At 57.4% G+C, this 22556-nt stretch carries 19 protein-coding genes; 15 read left to right on the top strand and 4 right to left on the bottom strand.

All coding sequences use genetic code 11. The features are described 5' to 3' along the window. Nucleotides 1-47 precede the first annotated feature (47 nt). On the bottom strand, nt 48-293 hold the full coding sequence (locus ACP7AD_RS11895; protein WP_426147553.1) for a hypothetical protein: 246 nt from the start codon (nt 291-293) through the stop codon (nt 48-50). A gap of 115 nt (nt 294-408) precedes the next feature. Between ACP7AD_RS11895 and ACP7AD_RS11890 the strand changes: the two genes are divergently transcribed. From ACP7AD_RS11890 to waaF, 4 genes are all read left to right on the top strand, one after another. Further along, a complete protein-coding gene (locus ACP7AD_RS11890; RefSeq protein ID WP_426147555.1) occupies nt 409-822 on the top strand; it encodes a glycerate kinase in 414 nt (137 codons plus the stop codon). Between the two features lie 115 nt (nt 823-937). Beyond that, nucleotides 938-1879: a branched-chain amino acid transaminase gene (locus ACP7AD_RS11885; RefSeq protein WP_426147557.1), complete on the top strand. Its 942-nt coding sequence runs from the start codon at nt 938-940 to the stop codon at nt 1877-1879. A 36-nt stretch (nt 1880-1915) separates the two neighbouring features. Next, on the top strand, nt 1916-2125 hold the full coding sequence (locus tag ACP7AD_RS11880; RefSeq protein ID WP_426147559.1) for a zinc-finger domain-containing protein: 210 nt from the start codon (nt 1916-1918) through the stop codon (nt 2123-2125). A 146-nt stretch (nt 2126-2271) separates the two neighbouring features. Continuing rightward, complete coding sequence (gene waaF / locus ACP7AD_RS11875) at nt 2272-3279, top strand: lipopolysaccharide heptosyltransferase II (RefSeq protein ID WP_426147561.1); 1008 nt, start codon at nt 2272-2274, stop codon at nt 3277-3279. Nucleotides 3280-3579: 300 nt separating this feature from the next. Here the strand turns inward: waaF and ACP7AD_RS11870 are convergent, their stop codons facing one another. The 3 genes from ACP7AD_RS11870 to ACP7AD_RS11860 all read right to left on the bottom strand — a co-directional run bounded on the left by ACP7AD_RS11870 (nt 3580) and on the right by ACP7AD_RS11860 (nt 7064). Then, complete coding sequence (locus tag ACP7AD_RS11870) at nt 3580-4770, bottom strand: ATP-binding protein (protein ID WP_426147663.1); 1191 nt, start codon at nt 4768-4770, stop codon at nt 3580-3582. Between the two features lie 19 nt (nt 4771-4789). Beyond that, the gene (locus ACP7AD_RS11865; protein ID WP_426147562.1) at nt 4790-5512 is read right to left on the bottom strand and encodes a response regulator; all 723 of its coding nucleotides are present in this window, start codon (nt 5510-5512) and stop codon (nt 4790-4792) included. Between the two features lie 160 nt (nt 5513-5672). Then, nucleotides 5673-7064, bottom strand: coding sequence for an AmpG family muropeptide MFS transporter (locus ACP7AD_RS11860; RefSeq protein WP_426147563.1), 1392 nt, complete (start codon nt 7062-7064; stop codon nt 5673-5675). Nucleotides 7065-7095: 31 nt separating this feature from the next. Here ACP7AD_RS11860 and ACP7AD_RS11855 point away from each other — a divergent pair, with 31 nt between their 5' ends. The 11 genes from ACP7AD_RS11855 (at nt 7096) to ACP7AD_RS11805 (ending at nt 22485) form a co-directional block, all read left to right on the top strand. Then, nucleotides 7096-7938 carry a M48 family metallopeptidase gene (locus tag ACP7AD_RS11855; protein WP_426147564.1) on the top strand — a complete coding sequence of 281 codons (843 nt, stop codon included), beginning with the start codon at nt 7096-7098 and terminating at the stop codon, nt 7936-7938. A gap of 737 nt (nt 7939-8675) precedes the next feature. Continuing rightward, entirely contained in the window at nt 8676-9236 is a 561-nt protein-coding gene (gene nusG / locus ACP7AD_RS11850; protein ID WP_426147566.1) for a transcription termination/antitermination protein NusG, read from the top strand. A 569-nt stretch (nt 9237-9805) separates the two neighbouring features. After that, the gene (locus tag ACP7AD_RS11845) at nt 9806-12037 is read left to right on the top strand and encodes a polysaccharide biosynthesis tyrosine autokinase (RefSeq protein ID WP_426147568.1); all 2232 of its coding nucleotides are present in this window, start codon (nt 9806-9808) and stop codon (nt 12035-12037) included. Nucleotides 12038-12107: 70 nt separating this feature from the next. Next, a complete protein-coding gene (locus ACP7AD_RS11840; protein WP_426147665.1) occupies nt 12108-13541 on the top strand; it encodes a mannose-1-phosphate guanylyltransferase/mannose-6-phosphate isomerase in 1434 nt (477 codons plus the stop codon). A gap of 27 nt (nt 13542-13568) precedes the next feature. Next, complete coding sequence (gene gmd / locus ACP7AD_RS11835) at nt 13569-14702, top strand: GDP-mannose 4,6-dehydratase (protein WP_426147569.1); 1134 nt, start codon at nt 13569-13571, stop codon at nt 14700-14702. A gap of 6 nt (nt 14703-14708) precedes the next feature. Beyond that, on the top strand, nt 14709-15818 hold the full coding sequence (locus ACP7AD_RS11830) for a GDP-L-fucose synthase family protein (protein WP_426147570.1): 1110 nt from the start codon (nt 14709-14711) through the stop codon (nt 15816-15818). A 985-nt stretch (nt 15819-16803) separates the two neighbouring features. After that, complete coding sequence (locus ACP7AD_RS11825; RefSeq protein WP_426166146.1) at nt 16804-17496, top strand: polysaccharide biosynthesis C-terminal domain-containing protein; 693 nt, start codon at nt 16804-16806, stop codon at nt 17494-17496. Nucleotides 17497-17524: 28 nt separating this feature from the next. Then, nucleotides 17525-18499: a glycosyltransferase family 2 protein gene (locus ACP7AD_RS11820; RefSeq protein WP_426147571.1), complete on the top strand. Its 975-nt coding sequence runs from the start codon at nt 17525-17527 to the stop codon at nt 18497-18499. Further along, nucleotides 18492-20147 carry a hypothetical protein gene (locus ACP7AD_RS11815; protein ID WP_426147572.1) on the top strand — a complete coding sequence of 552 codons (1656 nt, stop codon included), beginning with the start codon at nt 18492-18494 and terminating at the stop codon, nt 20145-20147. Before ACP7AD_RS11820 ends, ACP7AD_RS11815 begins: the two co-directional genes overlap by 8 nt. Before the next feature lie 43 nt (nt 20148-20190). After that, the gene (locus tag ACP7AD_RS11810) at nt 20191-21285 is read left to right on the top strand and encodes a CgeB family protein (protein ID WP_426147573.1); all 1095 of its coding nucleotides are present in this window, start codon (nt 20191-20193) and stop codon (nt 21283-21285) included. A 33-nt stretch (nt 21286-21318) separates the two neighbouring features. Continuing rightward, entirely contained in the window at nt 21319-22485 is a 1167-nt protein-coding gene (locus ACP7AD_RS11805; RefSeq protein ID WP_426147574.1) for a glycosyltransferase family 4 protein, read from the top strand. Nucleotides 22486-22556: the final 71 nt, after the last annotated feature.

The following is a 22556-nucleotide window of genomic DNA, read 5'->3' as shown; positions in this document are numbered from 1 at the left end:
GCGGAAGCAATAAAAAGCTTGTAAATGGTTCCTTGACACTCACCCGCTCAGTTCCACCGGACATACAGCCAGGCGCACAGCGCCACGCCGACCGTCCAGAGCAGCCAGGTTTGTGGCACGGCATAGGGATAAAGCATCAGTACAAGGCCGGTCCAGGTCAGCGCGGCGGTCGATGTCTTGCGGCCGCGCCTGAAGGCCACATAGCCGATGAGGCCGAACACGATGGCGCCCAGAATATAAGCCGGGCTGGGCAAGACCAGCCCCAGCGATTCGAGGGTTTTGAGTTCATCCATGCGGCATCCTAAACCGGTATTTCGCTGGACCGCTCTGGCCTGTCAGGGCGCGATGGCGGCCAGGCTACGCGTTCCCCACAGACCGGTCGCCTGCCCAGGCTGCGAAAATAGCGCCATGAACTTCCAGAAAATTCTTGTTCCCGTTGCCGGCGTGGCGGCGGTGGCGCTGGCCTACCGCCAGTACGGCTGGCTTGGCGTGGCCGCCGTGGCGACCGGTCTGGTGATGTGGCTGCTGCTGCATTTCACCCGCATGATGGCGGTCCTCAAACGCGCCGCCGACCGGCCGATCGGCTATGTCGGCAGCGCCGTGATGCTCAACGCCAAGCTCAAGCTCGGCGTGAGCCTGATGCATGTGATCGCCATGACGCGCGCGCTGGGCCAGTTGCAGTCGGAAAAAGACGCGCAGCCCGAGGTGTTTCGCTGGACCGACGGCACGCAGTCGCATGTCACCTGCACGTTTGTCGGTGGCAAGCTGGCGCATCACGAGTTGTTTCGGCCCGCTGAAATCGAGCTGCCGCCCGCGCCGTAGAATCATTGTTTCGGGTTGTGGCGCCGCCTGCGCCGGCTGTTTTTTTCAAGCAGCAGGCTGCCAGTGCGCCAGACCCTCGTTCAGGCCCTACCTTTCACTCACCACAGGATCACTCATGTCCCCAGCAGCCCCTTCCATGGAAAATCGCGACGGCAAAATCTGGATGGACGGCCAGATGGTCGAGTGGCGCGACGCCAAGATCCATGTGCTGACGCACACGCTGCACTACGGCTGCGGCGCTTTTGAAGGCGTTCGTGCCTACAAGATGCCCGACGGCGGCACGGCGATTTTCCGGCTCGAAGAGCACACCGAGCGGCTGTTCAACAGCGCCAAGATCCTGCGCATGAAAATCCCGTTCACGCCGCAGGAAGTCATGGACGCGCAGCTTGCCGTGGTGCGCGAGAACCAGCTGGAAAGCGGCTACATCCGCCCGCTGACCTGGATCGGCTCGGAAAAGCTCGGCGTCAGCCCGAAGGGCAATTCGATTCACCTGATGGTCGCCGCCTGGACCTGGGGTGCCTATCTGGGCGAAGAGGGCTTGAAGCGCGGCATCCGCGTCAAGACCAGCAGCTTCACGCGCCACCATGTCAACATCACCATGATCCATGCCAAGGCGGTGAGCAACTACACCAACTCGATCCTGGCCAACATGGAAGCGACAGACGAGGGCTACGACGAGGCGCTGCTGCTCGACCCGCAGGGCTTTGCCTCCGAAGGCGCGGGCGAGAATTTGTTCATCGTGCGCAAGGGCGTGGTCTACACGCCTGATTCGAGCGCCGGCGCGCTCAACGGCATCACGCGCAACACGATTTTCAGCATCTGCAAGGACCTGGGGCTGGAGATCAAGGAAAAGCCCATCACGCGCGACGAAATCTATATTTCCGACGAAGCGTTTTTCTCGGGCACGGCGGCTGAAGTCACGCCGATCCGCGAACTCGACCGCATCGAGATCGGCAGCGGCTCGCGCGGGCCGATCACCCAGAAAATCCAGGCGGCGTTCTTTGACATCGTCAATGGCCGCAATCCAGCGTACGCGTCCTGGCTGACCCGGGTTTAAGTTTTTAGACCAAAACAACCAAGAGAAGCCTGAAAAATGAGCAAATCCTCCTCCATCGAACTGCTGGCCAGCGACCTCAATCACCAAGGCGGCGTGTACTGCCCCAGCCCCAAGGCCGATATGAAGGTATGGAACAGCCACCCCAAGGTGTACCTGGACGTGGCGCGCACCGGCGAAGCCAAGTGCTCTTACTGCGGCACGGTGTACAAGCTCAAGGCCGGCGAGCACTTTGGCGGTGGGCATTGATTAGCCCCCACGGTCGCCCACTGCGTGTGGCTCCCTGCCCCCAAGGGGGCCGCTGCGCCTGCGGCCCGGCAAAGCCGGTTCTGCGGCCCTGGCTGGTAGGGAAGGCCCGCGCGACGCTTGTGAGCAGCACGAAACCTAAACCATAGATGACTAACAACGCCCTTGTCATCGCGCCGCAGTGGATCGGGGACGCGGTCATGACGGAGCCGCTGCTGCGCCGGCTGCACGCGCGCGGCGAACGCCTCACGGTGGGCGCCTTGCCGTGGGTCGCGCCGGTCTACCGCGCCATGCCGCAAGTGGCCGACGTGATCGAGTTTCCGTTTGCCCATGGCGGGCTGCAGTTCAAGGCGCGCCGCAGCATTGCCAAACGCATGACAGGCCAGTTCGACAAAGCCTATGTGTTGCCCAATTCGCTGAAAAGTGCGCTGCTGCCGTTTCTGGCGAGCATTCCTGAGCGCATCGGCTACCTGGGCGAGGCGCGCATCGGCCTGCTCACGCACCGGCTGAAAAACCCGAAAACCAGGCCGCCCATGGTGGCTTTTTATTCCGCCTTGAGCGGGGAAGCCGGTCTGGAGGACGACCGGCCGCAGCTGCGGATTGACGCGGCGGACACCGCGTCCACGCTGGACGGGTTGGGACTGCAGCAGGGCGGCTACACCGTGTTCGCGCCGGGCGCCGAGTTCGGTGCGGCCAAGCGCTGGCCTGCTCGCCATTTTTCGGAACTGGCCGCCCGGCTGGACGGGCCGGTGGTGCTGCTGGGTTCTGCCAAGGAAGCCGCGCTGTGCGACGAGATTGCCGAGCCGGTCAACAGGGCGCAATCCGGAAAATGCCTGAACCTGGCCGGCAAGACCTCGCTGCCGCAAGCGCTGGCCTTGATTGCCGCGAGCCGCGCGACCGTCAGCAACGACTCGGGCCTGATGCACGTCGCCGCCGCGCTGGGCGTGCCGCAGGTGGCGATTTTTGGCTCATCCAGCCCGCTGCACACGCCGCCGCTGAACGACAAAGCCAGAGTGCTATGGCTGAAAGCCGACCCGGCCTACCAGCCGCCGCTGGACTGTGCGCCATGTTTTGCACGCGAGTGTCCGCTGGGGCATACGCGCTGCCTGAATGACATCAGTGCGGAGCAGGTGCTGAAGGCGCTGCATTCCCATTGACTGGCGGCCGTCTGCTGCGCAAAAGCGTTGCCGGCGTTGCTTCAAGGAACAGGCAAAAAAAGGCCACCTTGCGGTGGCCTTGTAAAAGTCCTCTCAGAAAAATCTTTTTCGGTGAAGCGCTGAATCTTTCTTGATGGGTAGCCTTGGCCGAATTTATTTTTAACTTTTTCTGGTTTTCAATGTTGTGACAGCAACGTCCCTACTGTGCTTCAGCTTGTGTGTTCTGAACATCCCCAAAAGAGGGGATTTTCAGATTTTCAGTTGAAACTTCCAGTTTCGTGAACTAGTTCACGGTCGGGTTCACCCAACGGGCAGCTCGACAATGAAGGAAGCCCCGCCGCCTGGCCTGGCTTCGCAACGCACGCTGCCGCCATGGCGCTCGCTGATTGACTTGACCAGCGCCAGCCCCAGGCCCACGCCACCTTCGCGCTCGCTGGCGCCGGGCAGCCGGTAAAACGGCTCGAAGATACGCTTTCGCTGCTCGGCCGGCACACCCGGCCCCCGGTCATGCACGCGGATGATGGCTTTTTGCTGCTTGCCTGCGCCGCTCTGGGCCAGCTCCAGCGTGATGTCGCCTTGGGTATAGCGCTTGGCGTTTTCCAGCAGATTGCGGATCAGCCGGCGCAGCAGCCGGGGCGAACCCTGCAGCGTCAGGCTGTGCTCGGCGTCCGGCCCGGTTTGCAGGTCGGCTTGCAGCTCGGCATTGACGCGCGCGCATTCCTCGGCGGCCAGGCCGGTCAGGTCCAGGGACTCGAACGGTTCGGCGTCGGCCTGCTTGGTGTCCAGCCGGCTGGCCAGCAGGATTTCATCAATCAGCTGGTCAAGTTCGGTGATTGAGCGCGAGATTTCCATGCGCTGGGGCGACGCCTTGTCCACGCCCATCAGCTCCAGCCCCATGCGGATGCGCGCCAGCGGCGAGCGCAACTCGTGCGACGCATTGGCCAGCAGCGACTTGTGCGACTCCATCAGCGTTTCGATGCGCTCGGCGGCGTGGTTGAAGCGCCGCGCCAGAAAAGCCACCTCGTCGCGGCCTTCGGTGTTGATGCGTGCCGACAGGTCGCCCGCGCCCCAGCGCTCCACGCCGCGCTGCAGGGCCTCCAGGCGCAGCGTCAGGCGGCGCATGACCGGGTAGGCGCCCAGCGCCACGGCCAGACCAACCAGTCCCAGCATCCAGCCAAAACCGAAAGGCGGCCGGTTCCAGGAGCTGCTGGGCGGCCGCTGGGGCCGGGGCAGCAGCAGGTTCAGGGTCTGGCCGTCGGTGGTCACCACGTCAAATTCGATGTCATCGCCGCGCTGGCGGTCGGGCTTGGTCTGGGCTTTGCCGATGACTTCGCCGGCAGCGTTGTGCACCAGCACTTCACGGATCGGCAACTGCGGCGGATCGCGGCTGAACTGCCAGGCAGCGCCCACCAGGAAGGTCAGCACCATGACGGTGGCCACGACGGCCAGCCAGATGCGCACATACAGGTGCGAGGTGAAGCGTGACCAGATCTGCGAGCTCACGCGGCGCTCAGTCTTGCTGCTTGGCAAACACGTAGCCGACGCCGCGCACCGTCAGGATGCGCTTGGGGTCCTTGGCGTCGAGTTCGATGGCGCTGCGGATGCGGCCCATGTGAACGTCGATGGAGCGGTCGAAGGCTTCGAGTTCGCGACCACGCACGGCTTCCATGATCTGGTCGCGGCTGAGCACGCGGCCGGCGCGCTCGGCCAGGGCGACCAGCAGGTCGAACTGGTAGGACGTCAGTTCGCACGGATTGCCTGACACTGAAACGCTGCGGGCATCGCGGTCGATTTCGAGCGAGCCAAAGCGCATCACCTTGTGGCTGCCCGCCGAGACATGGCTGCTGGCGCTGCTGTCGCCGCTCCGGCGCAGCACGGCGCGGATGCGCGCCAGCAGCTCGCGCGGCTCGAAAGGCTTGGGCAGGTAGTCGTCGGCGCCTATTTCAAGGCCGACGATGCGGTCCATCGGGTCGCCTTTGGCCGTCAGCATCAAGACGGCGGTGCGCGCCGCGTCGCCGCTTTGGCCCTTGATGCGGCGGCACACCTCCAGGCCGTCCATGTCGGGCAGCATCAGGTCCAGGATCACCAGGTCGGCCGGGCCGGCCTGCAGGGCTTCCAGGCCGGCGGCGCCCGTGGCCGCATGCGTGAAGCCGTAGCCCGACTGGCGCAGGTATTCGCCGACCATGGCGGCCAGGCGGGTGTCATCTTCGATCATCAAAAGTTGCTGTGTCATGGATCGTCCTCTTATTGGAAAGGCGCGTCCTTGCGCAGGAGCTGTCGCCATAGGCTTTCATGGTGCGCCGGGCGCAACAATTGCGCTTGAAGCGACCGTAAAGTTGATGTAAATAAATAGTTCTAATTGCTACTTTAATAATAGCTATAAGCGCCCGCTTTCATTGCGCAGGAAGCGTTTTTGATCGTGAAGCCAGGCCAATCAGCAACAGCACCGGCACGCCGAGCAGGGCGGTGGCGGTAAAGAAGTTGCTGTAGCCAAAGGCATCCACATACGCGCCCGAATAACCGGCCAGCGTCTTGGGCAGCAGCAGCATCATCGAACTGAACAGCGCGTACTGCGTGGCCGAATAGTTGATGTTGGTCAGGCTCGACAGATAGGCGATGAAGGCCGCCGAGGCAATGCCGCTGGACAGGTTGTCGGCCGAAATCACGAAGATCAGCGCCGTGACGTCATGCCCGCGCGTTCCCAGCCAGGCAAACATCAGGTTGCTGCCGGCACTCAGCACCGCGCCGAGCATCAAGACCTTCATCACGCCGAAACGCATCGCCAGTCCGCCACCGAGGAAGGCGCCGACCAGCGTCATGATGACGCCGTAGATCTTGGTGACCGTGGCCACTTCGTCCTTGGTGTAGCCCATGTCCACATAAAAGGGATTGGCCATGATGCCCATCACCACGTCGCTGATGCGGTAGATCGCAATCAAGCCCAGGATCAGCAGCGCCTGCTTGCCATAGCGGCGCAAAAAGTCGGCAAACGGCTCGATCAGCGCGCCCCTGAGCCAGTCGGCGGTGTTCTTGCTGGGCGGCAGTTCGCGGCGCTGGGGTTCGGGTGAGCACAGCACCGTGACCACGCCCAGCAGCATCGACGCGGCCATGGCCAGGTAAGCCGCCTGCCAGGCGCCGTGCTGGTAGCTGGTCACGCCGACGACTTCGGCGCGCGCGGCAATCCACAGCGCGCCCGCGCCCGACCAGATCATGGCCATGCGGTAGCCGGTCTGGTAGGCGGCGGCCAGCGCGGCCTGGCGCTGCGTGTCGGCCGATTCGATGCGGTAGGCGTCCAGCGCGATGTCCTGCGTCGCCGAGCCAAAGGCGACGGCCAGCGCGCACCACACCACCGGCAGCAGGGCGACTTTGGGATCGGTCAGGGCCATCAAGACCAGCGCCGTCATGATGACGGCCTGCGACAGCAGCAGCCAGCTGCGCCGCCGGCCCAGCCAGCGTGTGAGCAGCGGAATCGGCATCCGGTCCACCAGCGGCGCCCAGGCCCATTTAAAGCCATAGGCCAGCCCGACCCAGCTCAGGTAGCCGATGGTGGTGCGGTCGATGCCCGCTTCGCGCAGCCAGAAGCTCAGCGTGCCGAACACCAGCAGCAGCGGCAACCCGGCTGAAAAACCGAGCAGCAGCATGCGCAGCGTGGCCGCTTCAGAATAGACGTGCCAGACCTCGCGCCAGCCGGGCTTGGGCGCTGGCGCCGGGTCGGTTTGCGCGGCGAGCGTTGGCGTGGGAGCTGGCGGTGTCGAGAGGGGAGGTGAAAAGGTTTTGTCTGACATGGGGATTGCGGTTTGTGGCTATTATTCCCGCATGTGCTTTTTATGCGATGTCAAACACTCTGCCTGGCCGGGCCGGCGCGGCTTTTTGCTGGCGGCTGCCGGTTCTGCGGCCACACTGGCCACCACGCCCCTGCTGGCTCAGGTGGACGTAGGCGGGTCATCGAGCCTGCGCAACCTGGTGCCTGCCGAAGAACTTGAAGCTGCGTCCACCCAGCAATATGTCAAGTTGCTCGCCGAAGCCAGATCACAGGGCGCGCTGGCACCGGCGGGCAACGCGCAGCTGCAGCGGCTGAACGTCATTGCCAGGCGGCTGATTCCCCACACCGCGCAATGGAACGACCGCGCCAGGCAATGGCGCTGGGATGTCAACCTGATTGGCAGCAAGCAGATCAACGCGTTTTGCATGCCGGGCGGAAAGATTGCTTTTTACACGGGCATCCTGGACCAGCTCAAGCTCACCGACGACGAAGTCGCCATGATCATGGGCCACGAAATGGCCCATGCCCTGCGCGAGCATGCCAGGGCGCGCATCGCCAAGAGCCAGGGCACCGGCACGCTGCTGTCGCTGGGCGCGCAACTGCTGGGGCTGGGCGAGTTGGGCAACATGGCGGCCAATGTCGGAACCGAACTGCTCACGCTGCGCTTTAGCCGCGACGACGAAAGCGACGCCGACCTGGTCGGGCTGGAGCTGGCCGCGCGTGGCGGCTACAACCCGCAGGCCGCCGTTAGCCTGTGGCAAAAAATGGCGAAGGCCGGCGGCGGCGCCAGCGGGCCGAGCTTTTTGTCAACCCACCCCTCGGGTCCGCAGCGCATCCAGGAACTGCAGTCCAACGTGCCCAAGGTGCAGGGCTTGTATGAGCGCGCACGCAGCTAGCAGACGGCTCAAACCCTATTTTTTTCAGGGTTCCGGCGTTCACCGAACGCTCACTTCGCCTGTTCTTGGCGAAGACTAAAGAAACATCTTTCCGAAAGTCAGCTTCGGGTCTGGGACGGTAAACGCCCAACCGCCCGGCGACCGCCTGCATTTGTAATGCCGGGCTGATTGGGGGCAGGCCGGAAAGTATTCGGCCATCAGTGCAAGTGCCGCGTGCCGCGAATTTGCAGCGCTGTGAAGCGCCATGCGCCCGCCTTTGCGCATCACGCGCTTCTTCAAGGCGCCGCTGACGCGGCGCCCAGCAAGATGCCTGCTTCCCTTATCTGCCGCCTCAAGCCGCTCAAAACGTAAGCGTGAATCAAGTTGATTACAGATAGTGACAACTTAGATACATGGAAACATTTTTTTTCAAACTCCGGCATGCATTTTGGCGGTGTTCTGGCCTCTCTCAAAATCACTCGCGCACCACCCAAAATTGAGCAAACAAGTTAACTACTTCTCATATACCCAGTTCAAAGATAAAAGTTGCACAGCCATACGTTTCCAGTGGCAGAATTTAATCAACGGTTTTCCAGTAAAAAGCTTTACCAAAAACAATTGCACGTCTGGGGCTGGAGACGTTGGGTAAGCAAATAATAAAATGCAGGTGAATATGTTTGGTAATAAGCACCTGCCGGATGCCAGTTATAAAAATTTTCCGGGTAGACCAGAAAAAACTAAACAAGGGAGTTGAGGGAATGAATATCGCGCCGTCACGTGCTGAACCGCCCGAACCTGTCCAAATGGATTTGGACGAGCAAGGCTGGTATGTTGCCTATACCCAGCCCCAGCGCGAGCAGCTTGCCCGGATTAATCTGGAACTTCAGGGCTTTGAAGTATATCTTTGCCAATATAAAGCATTCAAGAAATCCCCGGAGGGCTTGCTTGAAGTGTGGCAGCCTATGTTTCCCCGTTATATATTTTTCAGGCCGGCCCATGCCGGGCAATCCATCTCGGTGGTGCGTTCAACACGCGGCATTGCTTTTGTACTGCGGTTCGGGGTGACGCCCGCCATGTTGAAACCCGAAGAGCTTCGCATGCTCAAGGCGCTGGAAAGTGCACAAAACCAGGCTGATGCCGGGCAAAGCAGTCCTTTTCAGCCAGGGCTCAAGGTGCGCCTGAAAAACTGCGGCTTGAGCGGTCTTGAAGGATTGGTCCATTCGGTTTCCAGCAAGCGAGTTACTTTGCTGATCGAATTGCTGGGGCGAGAAAAGAAACTGCATCTGGAACATCACCAGGTCGAACTGCTGGATCAATAAACATTGCATTCGAAAAGATAGCGAGGACAGCGTTGTCTGGACTCCGCTGTCTGCATTGGCAGGCTGGTTGGGGTTGAAGTCGGTTGAGTCAGTGCATGGGATGAAGAAAAAATAGTGTTTTTAGGCCTTAAAAGCCAAAAACACTGCGGTAGCCATCCATTTTCAGTTTTTTAATCAAAAATCAGGCTGCAGGTCATCTGGATACCAAGTAATTCGCTGGAATAAAAACAACCATAAATTGAGCAACCTCGAATATTGTTGTGTCCCGCGATTGTTTTTGCTCCCCAATAAACTGAGCCTTCAGCTAATTATTTTGATCAGCCAAATCGTTTGAGTGATTAGATTTTTCAAATCTAATTTAAAAACACACAGAACGTTTTTATCTCCGCTGGCTTTGTAAAAAATGAGCAACAAGTTATTTTCTTTGGCTCTGAATCCGTTATTTCTTCATTGCAATGGCTGAGGTGTCTTCATCTTCGCCCTACTTGCAATGTCTCTGCTTAGTCAAGCAAATTCTGTTTTTACTGTAACTGGGCTAGCACTGCCCGATTCAAAAAGCGAGGTCCGTGATGTACATCCAGCAGCTTAATCTTCCACCTCCCCAGTCCGTCTTGCGCCAGGACCCGGAGACCAATCTGCTTGACCTGATGGGCGTGGTGGCAGACAACCGTTGGTTGATTGCAGGTGTAACTGCACTGGCACTGCTGCTCGGTGGTGCGTATGCGGTCCTTACAACGCCCGTGTATGAAGCCAACGCACTCATACAGGTTGAGGAAACCAAGGAAAACACGGCCACGACGGCCAGCGCGCTGGGAGCGGCGGCCAACCTGTTTGAAATCAGGTCGCCGGCATCGGCCGAGATGGAAATCCTTCGCTCTCGCTTGGTCGTCGGGCAGGCTGTGCAAAGCCTTCACCTCGATTTGAGCGTTTGGCCCAAATACATTCCCCTTGTCGGCAAGTGGCTGGCCCGTGAGGCCACATCGCCCTCCGAGCCAGGTTTTCTGGGCATGAAGGGTTACGTCAGCGGCAACGAATCGCTGAAAGTCGAGAGTTTTGTCGTGCCGCCCAAGTTTGAGGCCAAGCGCTTTGTGGTCCGACTCAGCGGCGATGGCTACGACCTGGTGTCATCCAATGGTGAAACCCTGGCGAATGGCCGCTTTGGAACGCCTCTTGCGTTCACCGTGGGCGGACAAAAGGGGCAGATGCTTGTCAGCGCGGCCGTGGGAAATCCAGGGGCTGAATTCAACCTCGTGCGGTCTCCACAACTGGCTGTCATTGAAAGGCTGCAGCGTTCCCTCGTGATCGTTGAGCAGGGCCGTCAATCGGGTGTCATTGTTACCAGTCTGACCGGCAACGATCCTGAAGTCATTGCGCAAACCCTCAATGAAATCGGCTCGATGTACGTTCGCCAGAACGCAGCGCGCAAAGTGGCCGAAGCTGAAAAAATGCTGGGTTTCCTCAAAACCAATTTGCCGCAACTGCGCGCAAAGATCGAACAGTCCGAAAGCAAGTTCAACCAGTTTCGCAACCGCAACGGCTCTTTTGACCTGAACACCGAATCCAAGGTAGTGCTTGATCAATCCATCAAGCTTCAGACGTTATTGCTCGATCTGGAGCAAAAGCGCTCAGACCTGGATGCGCGTTTTGGTCCAAAGCACCCCAGCATTCAAACCATCGACGTGCAGATCAAGGGTCTTACCAAGGAACTCGCTGCGATCAACAACCGCATAAAGACGTTTCCAGCCGTCGAGCAGGACTTCCTGCGGCTGACGCGCGATATGAAGGTTGACACTGAACTGTATGCAAGCCTGCTCAACAGTTCGCAGCAACTCCAGCTGGTCACGGAAGGCAGCGTCGGCAATGTACGCATTGTGGATATGGCGGCGGTGCCCCAGGTTCCCATCAGGCCACTGCCCATGAACATCACGGCCATCGCCGGGATGCTGGGCCTGCTGACGGGCCTGCTGCTTGCATTTTTGCGCAACAGCATGCGCGACGGCATCAGGCATCCGACGGACATCGAGCAGCAGGCGGGCCTGCGCGTGTTTTCAACCATTCCGTTTAGCAAGGTGCAAGCCAGGCAGCAGCTCAGGATTGGCGGCAAGACCACCGGACAGCACATTTTGGCCATCACGTCTCCGGATGAGCCGGCCATTGAAAACCTGCGCAGCCTGCGTACTTCGCTGCAGTTCGCCATGGCCGATGCCACCAGCCCGATCGTGCTGGTGACCGGCCCGACCGCAGGCACCGGCAAGTCCTTCATCAGCAGCAACTTCGCGGCGGTCCTGGGAGCGGCCAACAAGAAAGTGCTGCTCATTGACGCCGACCTCCGAAAAGGCCACCTGCGTCAATACTTCGGACTGGAACAGGGCAGCGGATTCAGTGACGTTCTGAGCGGCAATGTAAAGCTGGAAGACGCGCTGCACCGCAAGATTGCGCCCAATGTCGATTTCCTGGCGGCGGGATCCATCCCGTCCAATCCGGCGGAACTGCTGATGACCGGCGCCACCCAACAGCTGTTGCAGCTTGCCTCCAAGTATTACGACATGGTCATCGTGTGCTCGGCGCCTGTGCTGGCGGTGTCGGACGCGGCAATCCTGGCGCCCATGGTGGGGGGCGTGTTCCTGGTGGCCCACGCCGAGGTCACCAGCCTGGGCGAACTTCACGAATCCGGCAAGCGCCTGTCGCAGAACGGCGCCCAGGTCAAAGGCGTGATTTTCAACGGGCTCACCCTGAGCAAGAGCCGGTACAGCCGGGGCTATGCCTTTAACGACCACCGTTATGCCAGCAACCAGTATTGAGGTGCTCACCATGTTTCAAGCCCCTGAACTGTCAACCCACTATTTCAGTGGAGTGCCTGCTGATCACCATATGGTGCAGCCGGTCATTCTTTGCGGCGGGTCGGGCACGCGCCTCTGGCCGCTGTCCCGCAAATCATTTCCCAAGCAGTTTGTCCCCCTGATCGGCGACAAGAGCCTGCTGCAGCTGACGCTTGAGCGCGTGGCCCAGCTGGGCGGTGCCACGGCCGTCGAGGTACTTTGCGTGGCCGCCGAAGAGCACCGCTACCTGGTGGTCGAGGCCATGCAGGCCGCCAGGGTCAGCGGCGCGGTGATTCTGGAGCCGGTGGCGCGCAACACGGCGGCAGCCATGGCGCTGGCCGCATTGAAGGCGCAGCCCAGTCAATGGCTGCTGTTTTGTCCGGCAGACCACCACATACCCGACGCGCAGGCCTTTGCCGCCATGGTGGAGCAAGGCAAGGCGGCGGCGAGTTCGGGCGCCATTGTTTCCTTTGGCGTCAAGCCGAGCTATCCCAGCACGGCGTACGGCTACATCGAGCAGGGCGAACTCCGTTCCGACAGCAGCTACTCGGTGGCACGCTTCATTGAAAAGCCTGTGGTGGAAAAGGCCCAGAACCTGATCCTGCAAGGCAATGTGCTGTGGAACGCGGGTATTTTCCTGTGCAAGGCCGCTACCCTGCTCGAAGCACTCGGGCAGCATGCCCCAGACATTTTGGCCAGTTGCCGCAAGGCGATGGACGCCGCCGTTTCCGATGAACCGTTCATTCGCCCCCAGACGCAGGCCTTTACCGCCTGCCGTGCGCAAAGCATTGACTACGCGGTGATGGAGCACCACGCGAACATTGCCGTGGTGCCTTTCGCCGGTGCCTGGAGTGACGTTGGCAGCTGGAATGCGGTGGCCGACATGACCGTGGCCGATGGGGATGGCAACCGGGTCGCCGGCCAGGGCCTGGCCATCGAGGCGACCAAGACCTACATCCATGCCCCTTACCGCCCGGTGGTGGCGCTGGGCACCCACGACCTGCTCATCATCGACACGCCCGATGCAGTGCTGGTGGCCACCGCCGACCATGCCGAAAGCGTGAAGATCGTGGTGGCTGAACTCGAAGCGCGGCGCACGCCGCAGGCCGCCATGCACCGCAAGGTGTCGCGTCCCTGGGGCTCGTACGACAGCATCGACACCGGCGAAAGGTTTCAGGTCAAGCGCATTGTCGTCAAGCCCGGCGGGACCCTGAGCCTGCAAAAGCACTACCACCGGGCCGAGCACTGGATCGTCGTCAAGGGCACGGCGAAGGTGACCTGTGGCGACGAAACATTCCTGCTGACTGAAAACCAGTCCACCTACATTCCCATCGGCGAGTTGCACCGACTGCATAACCCCGGCAAGACGCAGCTGGAAATGATCGAAGTGCAGTCCGGCAGTTACCTGGGCGAAGACGACATCGAGCGGTTTGAAGACAGCTACGGCCGCGTGATTCCGGTTGAACCGAGCAAAAAACGGGCTTGATGCCTGCCCACTCACAAAGCGACACTCATGAACAACAACAACACCCAAAAAGTCGCCCTGATCACCGGCATCACCGGCCAGGATGGCTCCTACCTTGCTGAATTCCTGCTGGCCAAAGGCTATGTGGTCCATGGCATCAAGCGGCGCGCCAGCCTGTTCAACACCACGCGTGTCGACCATATCTACCAGGACCCGTGCATCAACAACCGCAATTTTGTATTGCATTACGGCGACCTGAGCGACAGCACCAACCTGATCAGGATCGTTCAGCAAACCCAGCCAGACGAAATCTACAACCTGGGCGCGCAAAGCCATGTGGCGGTGAGTTTTGAGCTGCCCGAATACACCGCCGACGTCGATGCCTTGGGCACGCTGCGGCTGCTCGAAGCCATTCGCCTTCTGGGGCTGGGAAAGAAAACCCGCTTCTACCAGGCGTCCACCTCCGAGCTGTACGGCCTGGTGCAGGAAACGCCGCAGAAGGAAACCACGCCCTTCTACCCGCGCAGCCCCTACGCAGTGGCCAAGCTGTATGCCTACTGGATCACCATCAATTACCGCGAAGCCTATGGCCTGTACGCCTGCAACGGCATTTTGTTCAACCACGAAAGCCCGCGGCGCGGCGAGACCTTCGTCACCCGAAAAGTCACGCGCAGCTTGGCCAACATCGCGCTGGGGCTGGAGAACTGTCTCTACATGGGCAATATCGACGCACTGCGCGACTGGGGCCATGCGAAAGACTACGTTCGCATGCAGTGGCTCATGCTGCAGCAAGACCACCCGGAAGACTTCGTGATTGCCACGGGGCAGCAGGTCAATGTGCGCGACTTCATCACGCGCAGCGCGGCGCAACTGGGCATCACCCTGGCCTTTGAAGGGCGCGGCCTGAACGAGGTCGGCATGGTCCAGGCCATCAGCGGCGACAAAGCCCCGGCATTGGCCATAGGCGACGTCATCGTCAAGATCGAGCCACGCTACTTCCGGCCCACGGAAGTCGAAACCCTGCTGGGCGACGCCGGCAAAGCCAGAGACACCCTGGGATGGGTGCCGGAAATTACCCTGGACCAGTTGATTGAAGAAATGGTGGCCCACGACCTGGACCATGCCCGTCGCCACGCGTTGCTGAAAACGCACGGCTATCCCATGACCGTCAGCGCAGAGTAAACCAGCATGCTCAACGAACCCCGGATTTTTGTGGCGGGCCATCGCGGCATGGTCGGCAGTGCCATCCTGCGCTACCTGGTGGCCCTGGGACGAAAAAATATCGTCACCCGTACCAAGGCTGAACTGGACCTGACCCAGCAGCAAGCCGTCCGCGATTTTTTTGCCAGGGAAAAAATTGACCAGGTTTACATGGCTGCAGGCAAGGTGGGCGGAATTCATGCCAACAACACCTACCCTGCCCAGTTCATCTATCAAAACCTGATGATGGAAGCCAATGTGATCCACGAAGCCTGGCATGCCGGCGTTAAAAAGATGCTATTCATGGGCAGCAGCTGCATCTACCCCCGGCTGGCGCCGCAGCCCATGGTGGAAAACGTCTTGCTGAGCGGCCAGCTGGAGCCTACCAACGAGCCTTACGCCATTGCCAAGATTGCAGGCATCAAGCTTTGTGAAAGTTACAACCGTCAATATGGCAAAAGCCATGGCACGGACTGCCGCAACGTCATGCCGACCAACCTGTACGGGCCTGGCGACAACTACCACCCTGAAAACAGCCATGTCATTCCCGCGCTGATCCGCCGCTTTCATGAAGCCAGACTCCACCAAACCCCTGCCGTGACCATCTGGGGTTCAGGAACGCCTCTGCGCGAGTTTCTCTACGTGGGAGACATGGCCGCCGCCAGCGTGCACATCATGGACATTGACAAGGCGACCTATGACGCGCATACGCAACCCACGCAAAGCCACATCAACATCGGATTCGGCAGCGATATAAGCATATCGACCCTGGCGTTCGCGGTGGCAAAGGTCGTGGGCTACACCGGCCATATCGATTTTGACAATAGCAAACCCGATGGACCGCCCCGCAAGCTGCTGGAGTCATCAAAGCTCAAGAACCTGGGCTGGCGCCCGAAGGTTGAACTCGAAGCAGGTTTGGCACTGGCTTACGCTGATTACTGCAAAACTGAATCAGGCCTCAACCTTCCGATCGCCGTGAAGGAAAAGAAGCAATCAATCAGTGAATTTGCCTCTCCCTGGTTAAGGGATGTCACACCGGGCGCGGCAATGAACCACCACCTGAACGGCACCCATGCATCCCAAGCCGGTAACGTCTGATCAATTTCCCGGAGGGTCTGAAGTCCGGTGGCAAGAATAAAAAGCCAGGGTTTCCATAAAACCTGCAACGGTTCGCCAGGCTTGCTTTTGGGCCGTCAGACTGTTGCAGCAACCAGCGAAAGCGCTCATGTCAGTTGTCAAAAGAGTCGTTTCCGGAAGCCTTGCGTCATGGATGCGGATAGCGGTGACAATTTTCAGCCAGATCATCGCGGTACCCATTTATCTGCATTACTGGTCGGTTGAAACCTACGGGGCGTGGCTTTTGGTGCAGAGCATTGTCAGTTTTTTGACGATATTCGACATTGCGCATCACAATTATCTGGGCAATGAATTCCTGAAAATAGGCCCGCAAAAGCGCGATGAAATGGCGGCGGTATTTTCTACCGGCATGGTGGTGGCGTTTATCGTCTCCATCATCACCTTCACCATTATTTGTGCCTTCACGCTTTCCGGAACCATCAGCCAGTGGGTGGGAATCCATGCAGCCAGCGTCCAGCCTTTTGAAACCGCGCTTTTACTGACCTGCGCCACCTGGGTTCTCACCATCACCTTTACCGGCCTGCTAGGCCGGGTGCTCAATCCCTTCGGCCATTTCCCCTTGTCAGCCTGGAGCGGGGTTTTGTTTGCCATCGTGTCCACTGCCGCGTCCGTGGCAGCTGTCCATTTTGGCGCCGGCCTTGTGGCCACTACCGTTGCCACTTGCATTGTTACTTTCATCTGTCACAGCACGCTGGCGGTCATTCTTTATCGAATAGCGCGGCAAGAAAAACTGATCTCCACCCGGCTGGAAATGGCCAAGGGATTTTCAAGATTTTATGCATCGCTTGCACTGGGCGCTCAATCTGGACTGGAGATTCTCCGGCAGCAAGGGGTGCGTTTCATCTTGCTGCCTTTGTCTGGCATGGCCCAGATGATTGCGTTTTCGACCATGCGCACCGGCGCAAACCTGGCCTTGCAGGGCGTCGGAACCATCACCGCGCCCTTGATGCCCGAACTGATGTCATTTTTGGTCAATCGCGACCAGCCGCGAACCGAAAGCGCGTTTTCGGTCATCTGGCTGATGCTGTGTGTGGTGCTGGTGCCCGCCGTGCTGGTGGTTCAATACCTCGCGCCCACGCTGTTTCCGCTTTGGACCCAGGGCAAGATCGAATTCGATCCGGTTTTGTTTGCCTTGCTTTCGCTGGCTGTCCTGGTGTATGCCCTGGTGCAGCCCGCCATCGCCGTGGTGAACGGAAACAACCTGATCCGCGAGCAAGTCGTGATTTCCACCATTGCGACGGTCATCACGGTGGGCGCCATCTACATGCTGGTTCCGCTCATGGGGGTCAGGGGCGCGGCGCTGGCCCTGCTGGCAGGAGAAGCCAGCACCTTGTTCTTGTATGTGCGCGCGGCAAAAAAATGGCTTGCCAGTGTGGTAATGCACTGGCCGACTTCGGCTTTTGCCAATGCTTCCCTGTCGCTGGTCGTTGCCGCCGCCGGGATGGGTTCGATCATCGTGTTTCAAAAACAGGCCGGTGTGTGCCTGCTGCTGGCATTGATCACCCAGGTTTTCATATTGATCAGCTATTGGTCGCAACTGCCTTCCATTGCCCGCGAGGCGGCAGCAGCGCAAGCGTCTCGATTTTTACCCCGGTTATTGCGAAAACGACGGGACAAGGCCGTAGGCGGCATCAGTTGATCATCTTTCCTGTCTGGAGTGACGAGTCATGCGAATTTCAGTGCTTATTCCTGTTTACAACGGCATTCTTTATATTGCCGAAGCCGTGGATTCGGTTTTGGCCCAAGATTGCCAGGACTGGGAACTTGTGATCAGCGACAACGGCTCGAAGGACGGAACGCGTGATTATTTGCGCACCTTGTCCGACCCCCGCATCCGGGTACATGAGCAGCCGGTGAATCTTGGCATCATGGGCAACCTGAACTTTCTGCTGGCCCAGGCGCGCGCGCCAATTGCAAAAATCCTGGGCCACGACGACACCTTGCTGAGCGGGTCGCTCGAACGCATTGCACGCTTCATGGAAGAACGCCCCGACTGCGCCGTCAGCCGCTGCTGGGCGGTGGGGGATGAAGTTCGCTATTCAAAAGGCGGACAGCTGGAATGGGAAGGCCTGCTGCCGTCAAGGCTTGAGCCCGCCGCATCAGTCTTGGCATTTGCCACGTTTGGCAACATGGTGGGCAATATTTGCCGGGCAGCATGCCGTCCCCGCATGGTGCTGCAGGCCGGCGGATTTGATCCGAAATATCCTTCGGCGGGCGACTATGAAGCCTGGCAGCGCGTGGCGGGCATGTTTGGAATATGTTTGCAGAATGAAGAACTCGTTTTTGAGCGGATACATGAAATGCAGGATTCAAGTCTTTCAGAAAAAAACAATTCAATATATTCACAAGTTAATTCAATCCTTCAGATTCTTGCCAAAAAAGTGGATCCTTTGCTGCTAAAGGTGCTCAAGCGACATTGGACAGTCCATTTTTTTTCACCCCGATTTTCGCATTTCATTCGTCAAATTGGCACAGGTAAATTTCAACAGGCGATGTTGACTTGGCAAGGTATCCCGCTGGGTATATCTCCTGTGAGTTGCATTGCTGCATACCCAATATTCAAATTCAAACCTGTAAAAGGACATGCAACGACGGCCGAGTTGTCGAACAATATTAAAAAACTGAATAACAAACATGACTAAAGCTAATGTTGCGAATTGGAGTAATTATCCGGAAGTCACTTCTGACCCTTATGCTCGCTCACTAAAAGCTTGTAAAAGCTTGCGTGAGTATAATTTTTACATCATGACAATTTGCGTTCTGATGCAATTGGTTATTAATGGAGACTTGACGAATACTGCTTGTGTGCTGGCAGTTTATTTTGCTTCCTTGATAACTGTTGGCACAGTGATTCGCGCCAGTGCCTTCCGGCTTGCAGCACTTCCCAGCTTGATAGTGGTTGGTTTTAATGTGGCTACATTGAGTGGCGCGCTTGTAGCGCAGACATTAAGCTTAAATTCATTAACGGACGGGCTGAAAGTTCCCGAATATACATTTCCAGCTTTGATATTATTTCAAATCGGTTTGCTTATTGCTTTAACGTGTTTTATAAATATCGGTATATTTTCTAGAATTAGCAAGATTGTTAATTCAATTGTATTTGTTCCGCTTGGTTTGATGAGGTCGCCGTTTCCACTGCAAGTCTGGATAATGGGGGGCATTGGTCTGACTGCCATGGTTTTATCCATAGACTTTAATCAAAGTGTGAAATTTGGTGATGCTTCGGCAAAATTCATACCGGGATTCAGCTACCTGGCTTTTGCGCCTTTCCTTTTGCCTGCATTGCCATATATTTTTCCAAATGACGAAAAATATGTTTCAATCAAAAGTAGTTATAAATTCCTGCTTCCTTACTTTGTCATTCTGATTGTTGTTGGAATTTCCGCAAACACCCGGGGTGGATTTGCCGGACCTATAACAAACCTTTGTCTGGTGATGCTTGTGTTGTTTTTGTTGGGGCAGTTTGTGTTCACCAAAATGGCCCGCAAATTATTAATGGCTGGCGCTGCGGTGTTTATTCTGGGAAGTTCCATAATTTCAGATGTCGCCATTGCCATGCTTGTCGTGCGTTCTGAACGGGACCATAGCACGGCTGTTCAGTTGATATCCAAGACCTTTGATGCCTTTCAAAATAAAAAAGAATTAAAGGCATATCTGAAATATCAAGACAACATTGCTGACCTGAGTGATTATGATGAAAAATATATTTCAAACCCGTTTATTGGTCGTCTGGTAGTTACCAAATTTACGGACAATATGCTTTCTCTTCGTGTCGTACGCGAAGGTCAGCGGGTCGATTTTATTTGGGATATTACCCGGCAAACTTTGATTTCATTATTTCCTACGCCAATGTTAAGATTTTTTGGCTCTAATCTGGATAAAGAGAATCTTAGGTTTTCAATAGGTGATGTACTTTATGCAGCACAGTACGGCACGGATATAGGCATTAATAATTACAAGCTTGGATCATCGGTGGCACATGGATTTGCACTCATGGGTGTAATTTCCTATCTCGTTGTCATTCCAATGTTTTTATTTACTTTTATTGCAGCGCATTCGCTTACCCTGCTAAAAGATAACATGATTATCATGAGTCCTGTCATTCTTATGCAGCTTATCGCGCTTTATTATATTTCAGCGGGCGATTCCTATTTTGCTCCGGTATTTTTCTTGTTCCGGACTTTTCCGCAAAATATTTTAATATATCTTCTGGCATTCTATTTTTCTCGGTTAATTGCAAGTTTTATAATTTTTATTTTTAACCCTGAACAAAGACTGGCCAGATACTGATGCACTGCTTGGTGTATTGTTGATAAAATTTTTTGGGGTTGTTTTGAACATTATTTATATAGGCTGCAAACTGCCTGGATCCACCAGCAGGCACCGCGCTGATGCTCTTTCAAGGTTGGGCCATGCGGTACGCATTCTGGATCCTTATGCTGAATTCAAAGACAAGATAGACGGAAAAATTCTGGGTATCTTGCACTACCGCAGTGGTTATCGACTGCTTCAGTCCGATGTCACTCAATGGATTGAAAATCTGATTCATCTGGCCGTCATTAAGTCGCCTGATGTTGTGTGGATTGACAGTGGTGAACTGCTTGGTTTTAATGCAGTCAAGCTGCTGTCACAGACAGGCGCAAAGCTGATTTCTTATAACCACGACGATCCAACTGGAAAACGGGATGGTCGCCGCTTTGACTCGCTATTAAAATCACTTCCGCTTTACGATCTGTGTGTTGTTGTTCGCCATGAGAATATCAAAGAATATCAAAGCCGTGGAGCGCAAAATGTTGTTTGCTTGTGGCGAAGCTATGACGAAGTCATGCATGCTCCGTACAAGGAGTTGCTTGAGATTCCGTCCAAATTCTGCTCCGAAGTTGCATTTATTGGAACCTGGATGCGAGGTGAGGGGCGTGACCAGTTTGCGCTTGATTTGCTGAAGCGCGGAATACCGATTGCCATTTGGGGCCAACGCTGGGAAAAGTCTCCCCTTTGGGACCAAATCAAGACTTGCTATCGGGGCGGAAATCTCGGCGGGCGTGATTACGTTGCAGCCATTCAGGGTGCCAAAGTGTGCTTGGGCATGCTGTCCAAAGGCAACCGTGATTTGCATACCACCCGTTCCATGGAGATTCCCTATGCAGGAGGCGTTCTATGTGCTGAACGCACAAGCGAGCATATGGAACTTTACGTCGATGGCGTCGAAGCAGTGTTTTGGAGCAACGCAGAAGAATGCGCCAGGCAATGCCGCCGGCTTCTTGACGACGATGCATGGCGTGAGTCAGTTCGCAGCGCCGGCATGACGCGGGTCAGGGTGTCCCAGCGCGGCCATGAAGATATGTGCCGAGCGGTCCTTATGTCGGAATTGCAAACGCGATCAATTCAATTATTGCAACCAACAAGCCTTGCTGCGGATTTTCGCTAGTTTTGCCTGTGAAGATGAATTGTGAAATAGACCATGCATATTGTTCAGTTCGTCCATCCTGATTTTCTCAACTCACAAAGCATGCCGCGCTTTGCAAAAATGATTGCCGAAGGCATGCGGGCACGGGGCCATGAAGTCGATACCTGGACGGCCAGGCCTCTGGCCTACAGTTTTCCCGCACCGGCGCGCCTGAAAAAGTGGCTGGGCTACATTGACCAGTTCATGCTTTTTCCGCTGCAGGTGCGCTGGCGCCTTCGCCGGCTTGCGGCCGATACCTTGTTCGTTTTTGGCGACCAGGCCTTGGGGCCGTGGGTTCCCCTGGTGGCGTGCAGGCCGCATGTGATCCATGTGCATGACTTCATGGCGCTGCGCTCGGCGCTGGGAGAGTTTGCGCAAAACCCGACAGGCTGGGCCGGGCGCCAATACCAGGCGCTGATCCGGCGCGGGTTCAGCCAGGGAAGCTATTTTGTGTCAGTGTCCGACAACACGCGCCGCCAGTTGCAGCGTTTTTTGCCGCACCAGCCTGACGTGTCGGAGGTGATTTACAACGGGCTGAACTATCCGTTTCGGCGCATGAGCGCGGCCGAAGCGCTGGCTGAACTGCTGCCTGCCGGGCTGGTGCCGCCGCCGCAGGGCTTCCTGCTTCATGTGGGTGGAAACGAATGGTACAAAAATCGCCAAGGCGTGCTGGAGATTTATCACGCCTATGCGCGGCAAGCCCAAAATCCCTTGCCGCTGTGGCTGGTGGGAACCGAACCCACGGCCGACTTGAAAGCGCTGGCCCAGCGCGTGGAGGGAAAAGGCAAGGTCCGGTTTGTTTCCGGTCTGTCGAACAAACAGGTTTGCGCTGCGTATTCGGCGGCGCGCTTGATGGTGTTTCCCAGCTTGGCCGAAGGCTTTGGCTGGCCGATTGCCGAGGCCATGGCCTGTGGCTGCCCAGTGCTGACCACTGGCGAGGCGCCCATGACGGAAGTGGGCGGCGATGCCGCGTTCTACATTCCTGCCATGCCCGCGCATGGTGCCCAAGCATGGGCCGAACAAGCCGCTGCCCGCGTGGTGGAAATACTCCAGGTCACGCTTGATGAAACCAGCAGCCGCCGGCAATTGGGCTACCGGCAGGTCGCCCAGTTCGATGCCGAGCAAACGCTCAATGCCTATGAGCGAATTTATCGGCAAGCGCTTGGAAAAACCCGGGCTTGAGCTTTTTGCAGAGCGTCTTCGTTTTCGCCAGCCCACAAAATTTAAGCATCAAATAGGCCTCTTGCGCACGT

Source organism: Polaromonas sp. DSP2-3-2b2 (assembly GCF_049895905.1).
In the GTDB taxonomy this organism is placed as follows: domain Bacteria; phylum Pseudomonadota; class Gammaproteobacteria; order Burkholderiales; family Burkholderiaceae_C; genus Polaromonas.
This window is presented reverse-complemented; position numbering and strand designations above follow the sequence as displayed.

What these genes read in the sequence shown, in the direction of transcription:
- ACP7AD_RS11830 (WP_426147570.1), top strand. Translation starts at nt 14,709, where the DNA reads ATGCTCAACGAACCCCGGATTTTTGTGGCGGGCCATCGCGGCATGGTC.
- ACP7AD_RS11885 (WP_426147557.1), top strand. Translation starts at nt 938, where the DNA reads ATGTCCCCAGCAGCCCCTTCCATGGAAAATCGCGACGGCAAAATCTGG.
- ACP7AD_RS11825 (WP_426166146.1), top strand. Translation starts at nt 16,804, where the DNA reads ATGCCCGAACTGATGTCATTTTTGGTCAATCGCGACCAGCCGCGAACC.
- ACP7AD_RS11890 (WP_426147555.1), top strand. Translation starts at nt 409, where the DNA reads ATGAACTTCCAGAAAATTCTTGTTCCCGTTGCCGGCGTGGCGGCGGTG.
- waaF (WP_426147561.1), top strand. Translation starts at nt 2,272, where the DNA reads ATGACTAACAACGCCCTTGTCATCGCGCCGCAGTGGATCGGGGACGCG.
- ACP7AD_RS11860 (WP_426147563.1), bottom strand. Translation starts at nt 7,064, where the DNA reads ATGTCAGACAAAACCTTTTCACCTCCCCTCTCGACACCGCCAGCTCCC.
- ACP7AD_RS11840 (WP_426147665.1), top strand. Translation starts at nt 12,108, where the DNA reads ATGGTGCAGCCGGTCATTCTTTGCGGCGGGTCGGGCACGCGCCTCTGG.
- ACP7AD_RS11865 (WP_426147562.1), bottom strand. Translation starts at nt 5,512, where the DNA reads ATGACACAGCAACTTTTGATGATCGAAGATGACACCCGCCTGGCCGCC.
- gmd (WP_426147569.1), top strand. Translation starts at nt 13,569, where the DNA reads ATGAACAACAACAACACCCAAAAAGTCGCCCTGATCACCGGCATCACC.
- ACP7AD_RS11805 (WP_426147574.1), top strand. Translation starts at nt 21,319, where the DNA reads ATGCATATTGTTCAGTTCGTCCATCCTGATTTTCTCAACTCACAAAGC.
- nusG (WP_426147566.1), top strand. Translation starts at nt 8,676, where the DNA reads ATGAATATCGCGCCGTCACGTGCTGAACCGCCCGAACCTGTCCAAATG.
- ACP7AD_RS11820 (WP_426147571.1), top strand. Translation starts at nt 17,525, where the DNA reads ATGCGAATTTCAGTGCTTATTCCTGTTTACAACGGCATTCTTTATATT.
- ACP7AD_RS11815 (WP_426147572.1), top strand. Translation starts at nt 18,492, where the DNA reads ATGACTAAAGCTAATGTTGCGAATTGGAGTAATTATCCGGAAGTCACT.
- ACP7AD_RS11845 (WP_426147568.1), top strand. Translation starts at nt 9,806, where the DNA reads ATGTACATCCAGCAGCTTAATCTTCCACCTCCCCAGTCCGTCTTGCGC.
- ACP7AD_RS11880 (WP_426147559.1), top strand. Translation starts at nt 1,916, where the DNA reads ATGAGCAAATCCTCCTCCATCGAACTGCTGGCCAGCGACCTCAATCAC.
- ACP7AD_RS11855 (WP_426147564.1), top strand. Translation starts at nt 7,096, where the DNA reads ATGTGCTTTTTATGCGATGTCAAACACTCTGCCTGGCCGGGCCGGCGC.
- ACP7AD_RS11895 (WP_426147553.1), bottom strand. Translation starts at nt 293, where the DNA reads ATGGATGAACTCAAAACCCTCGAATCGCTGGGGCTGGTCTTGCCCAGC.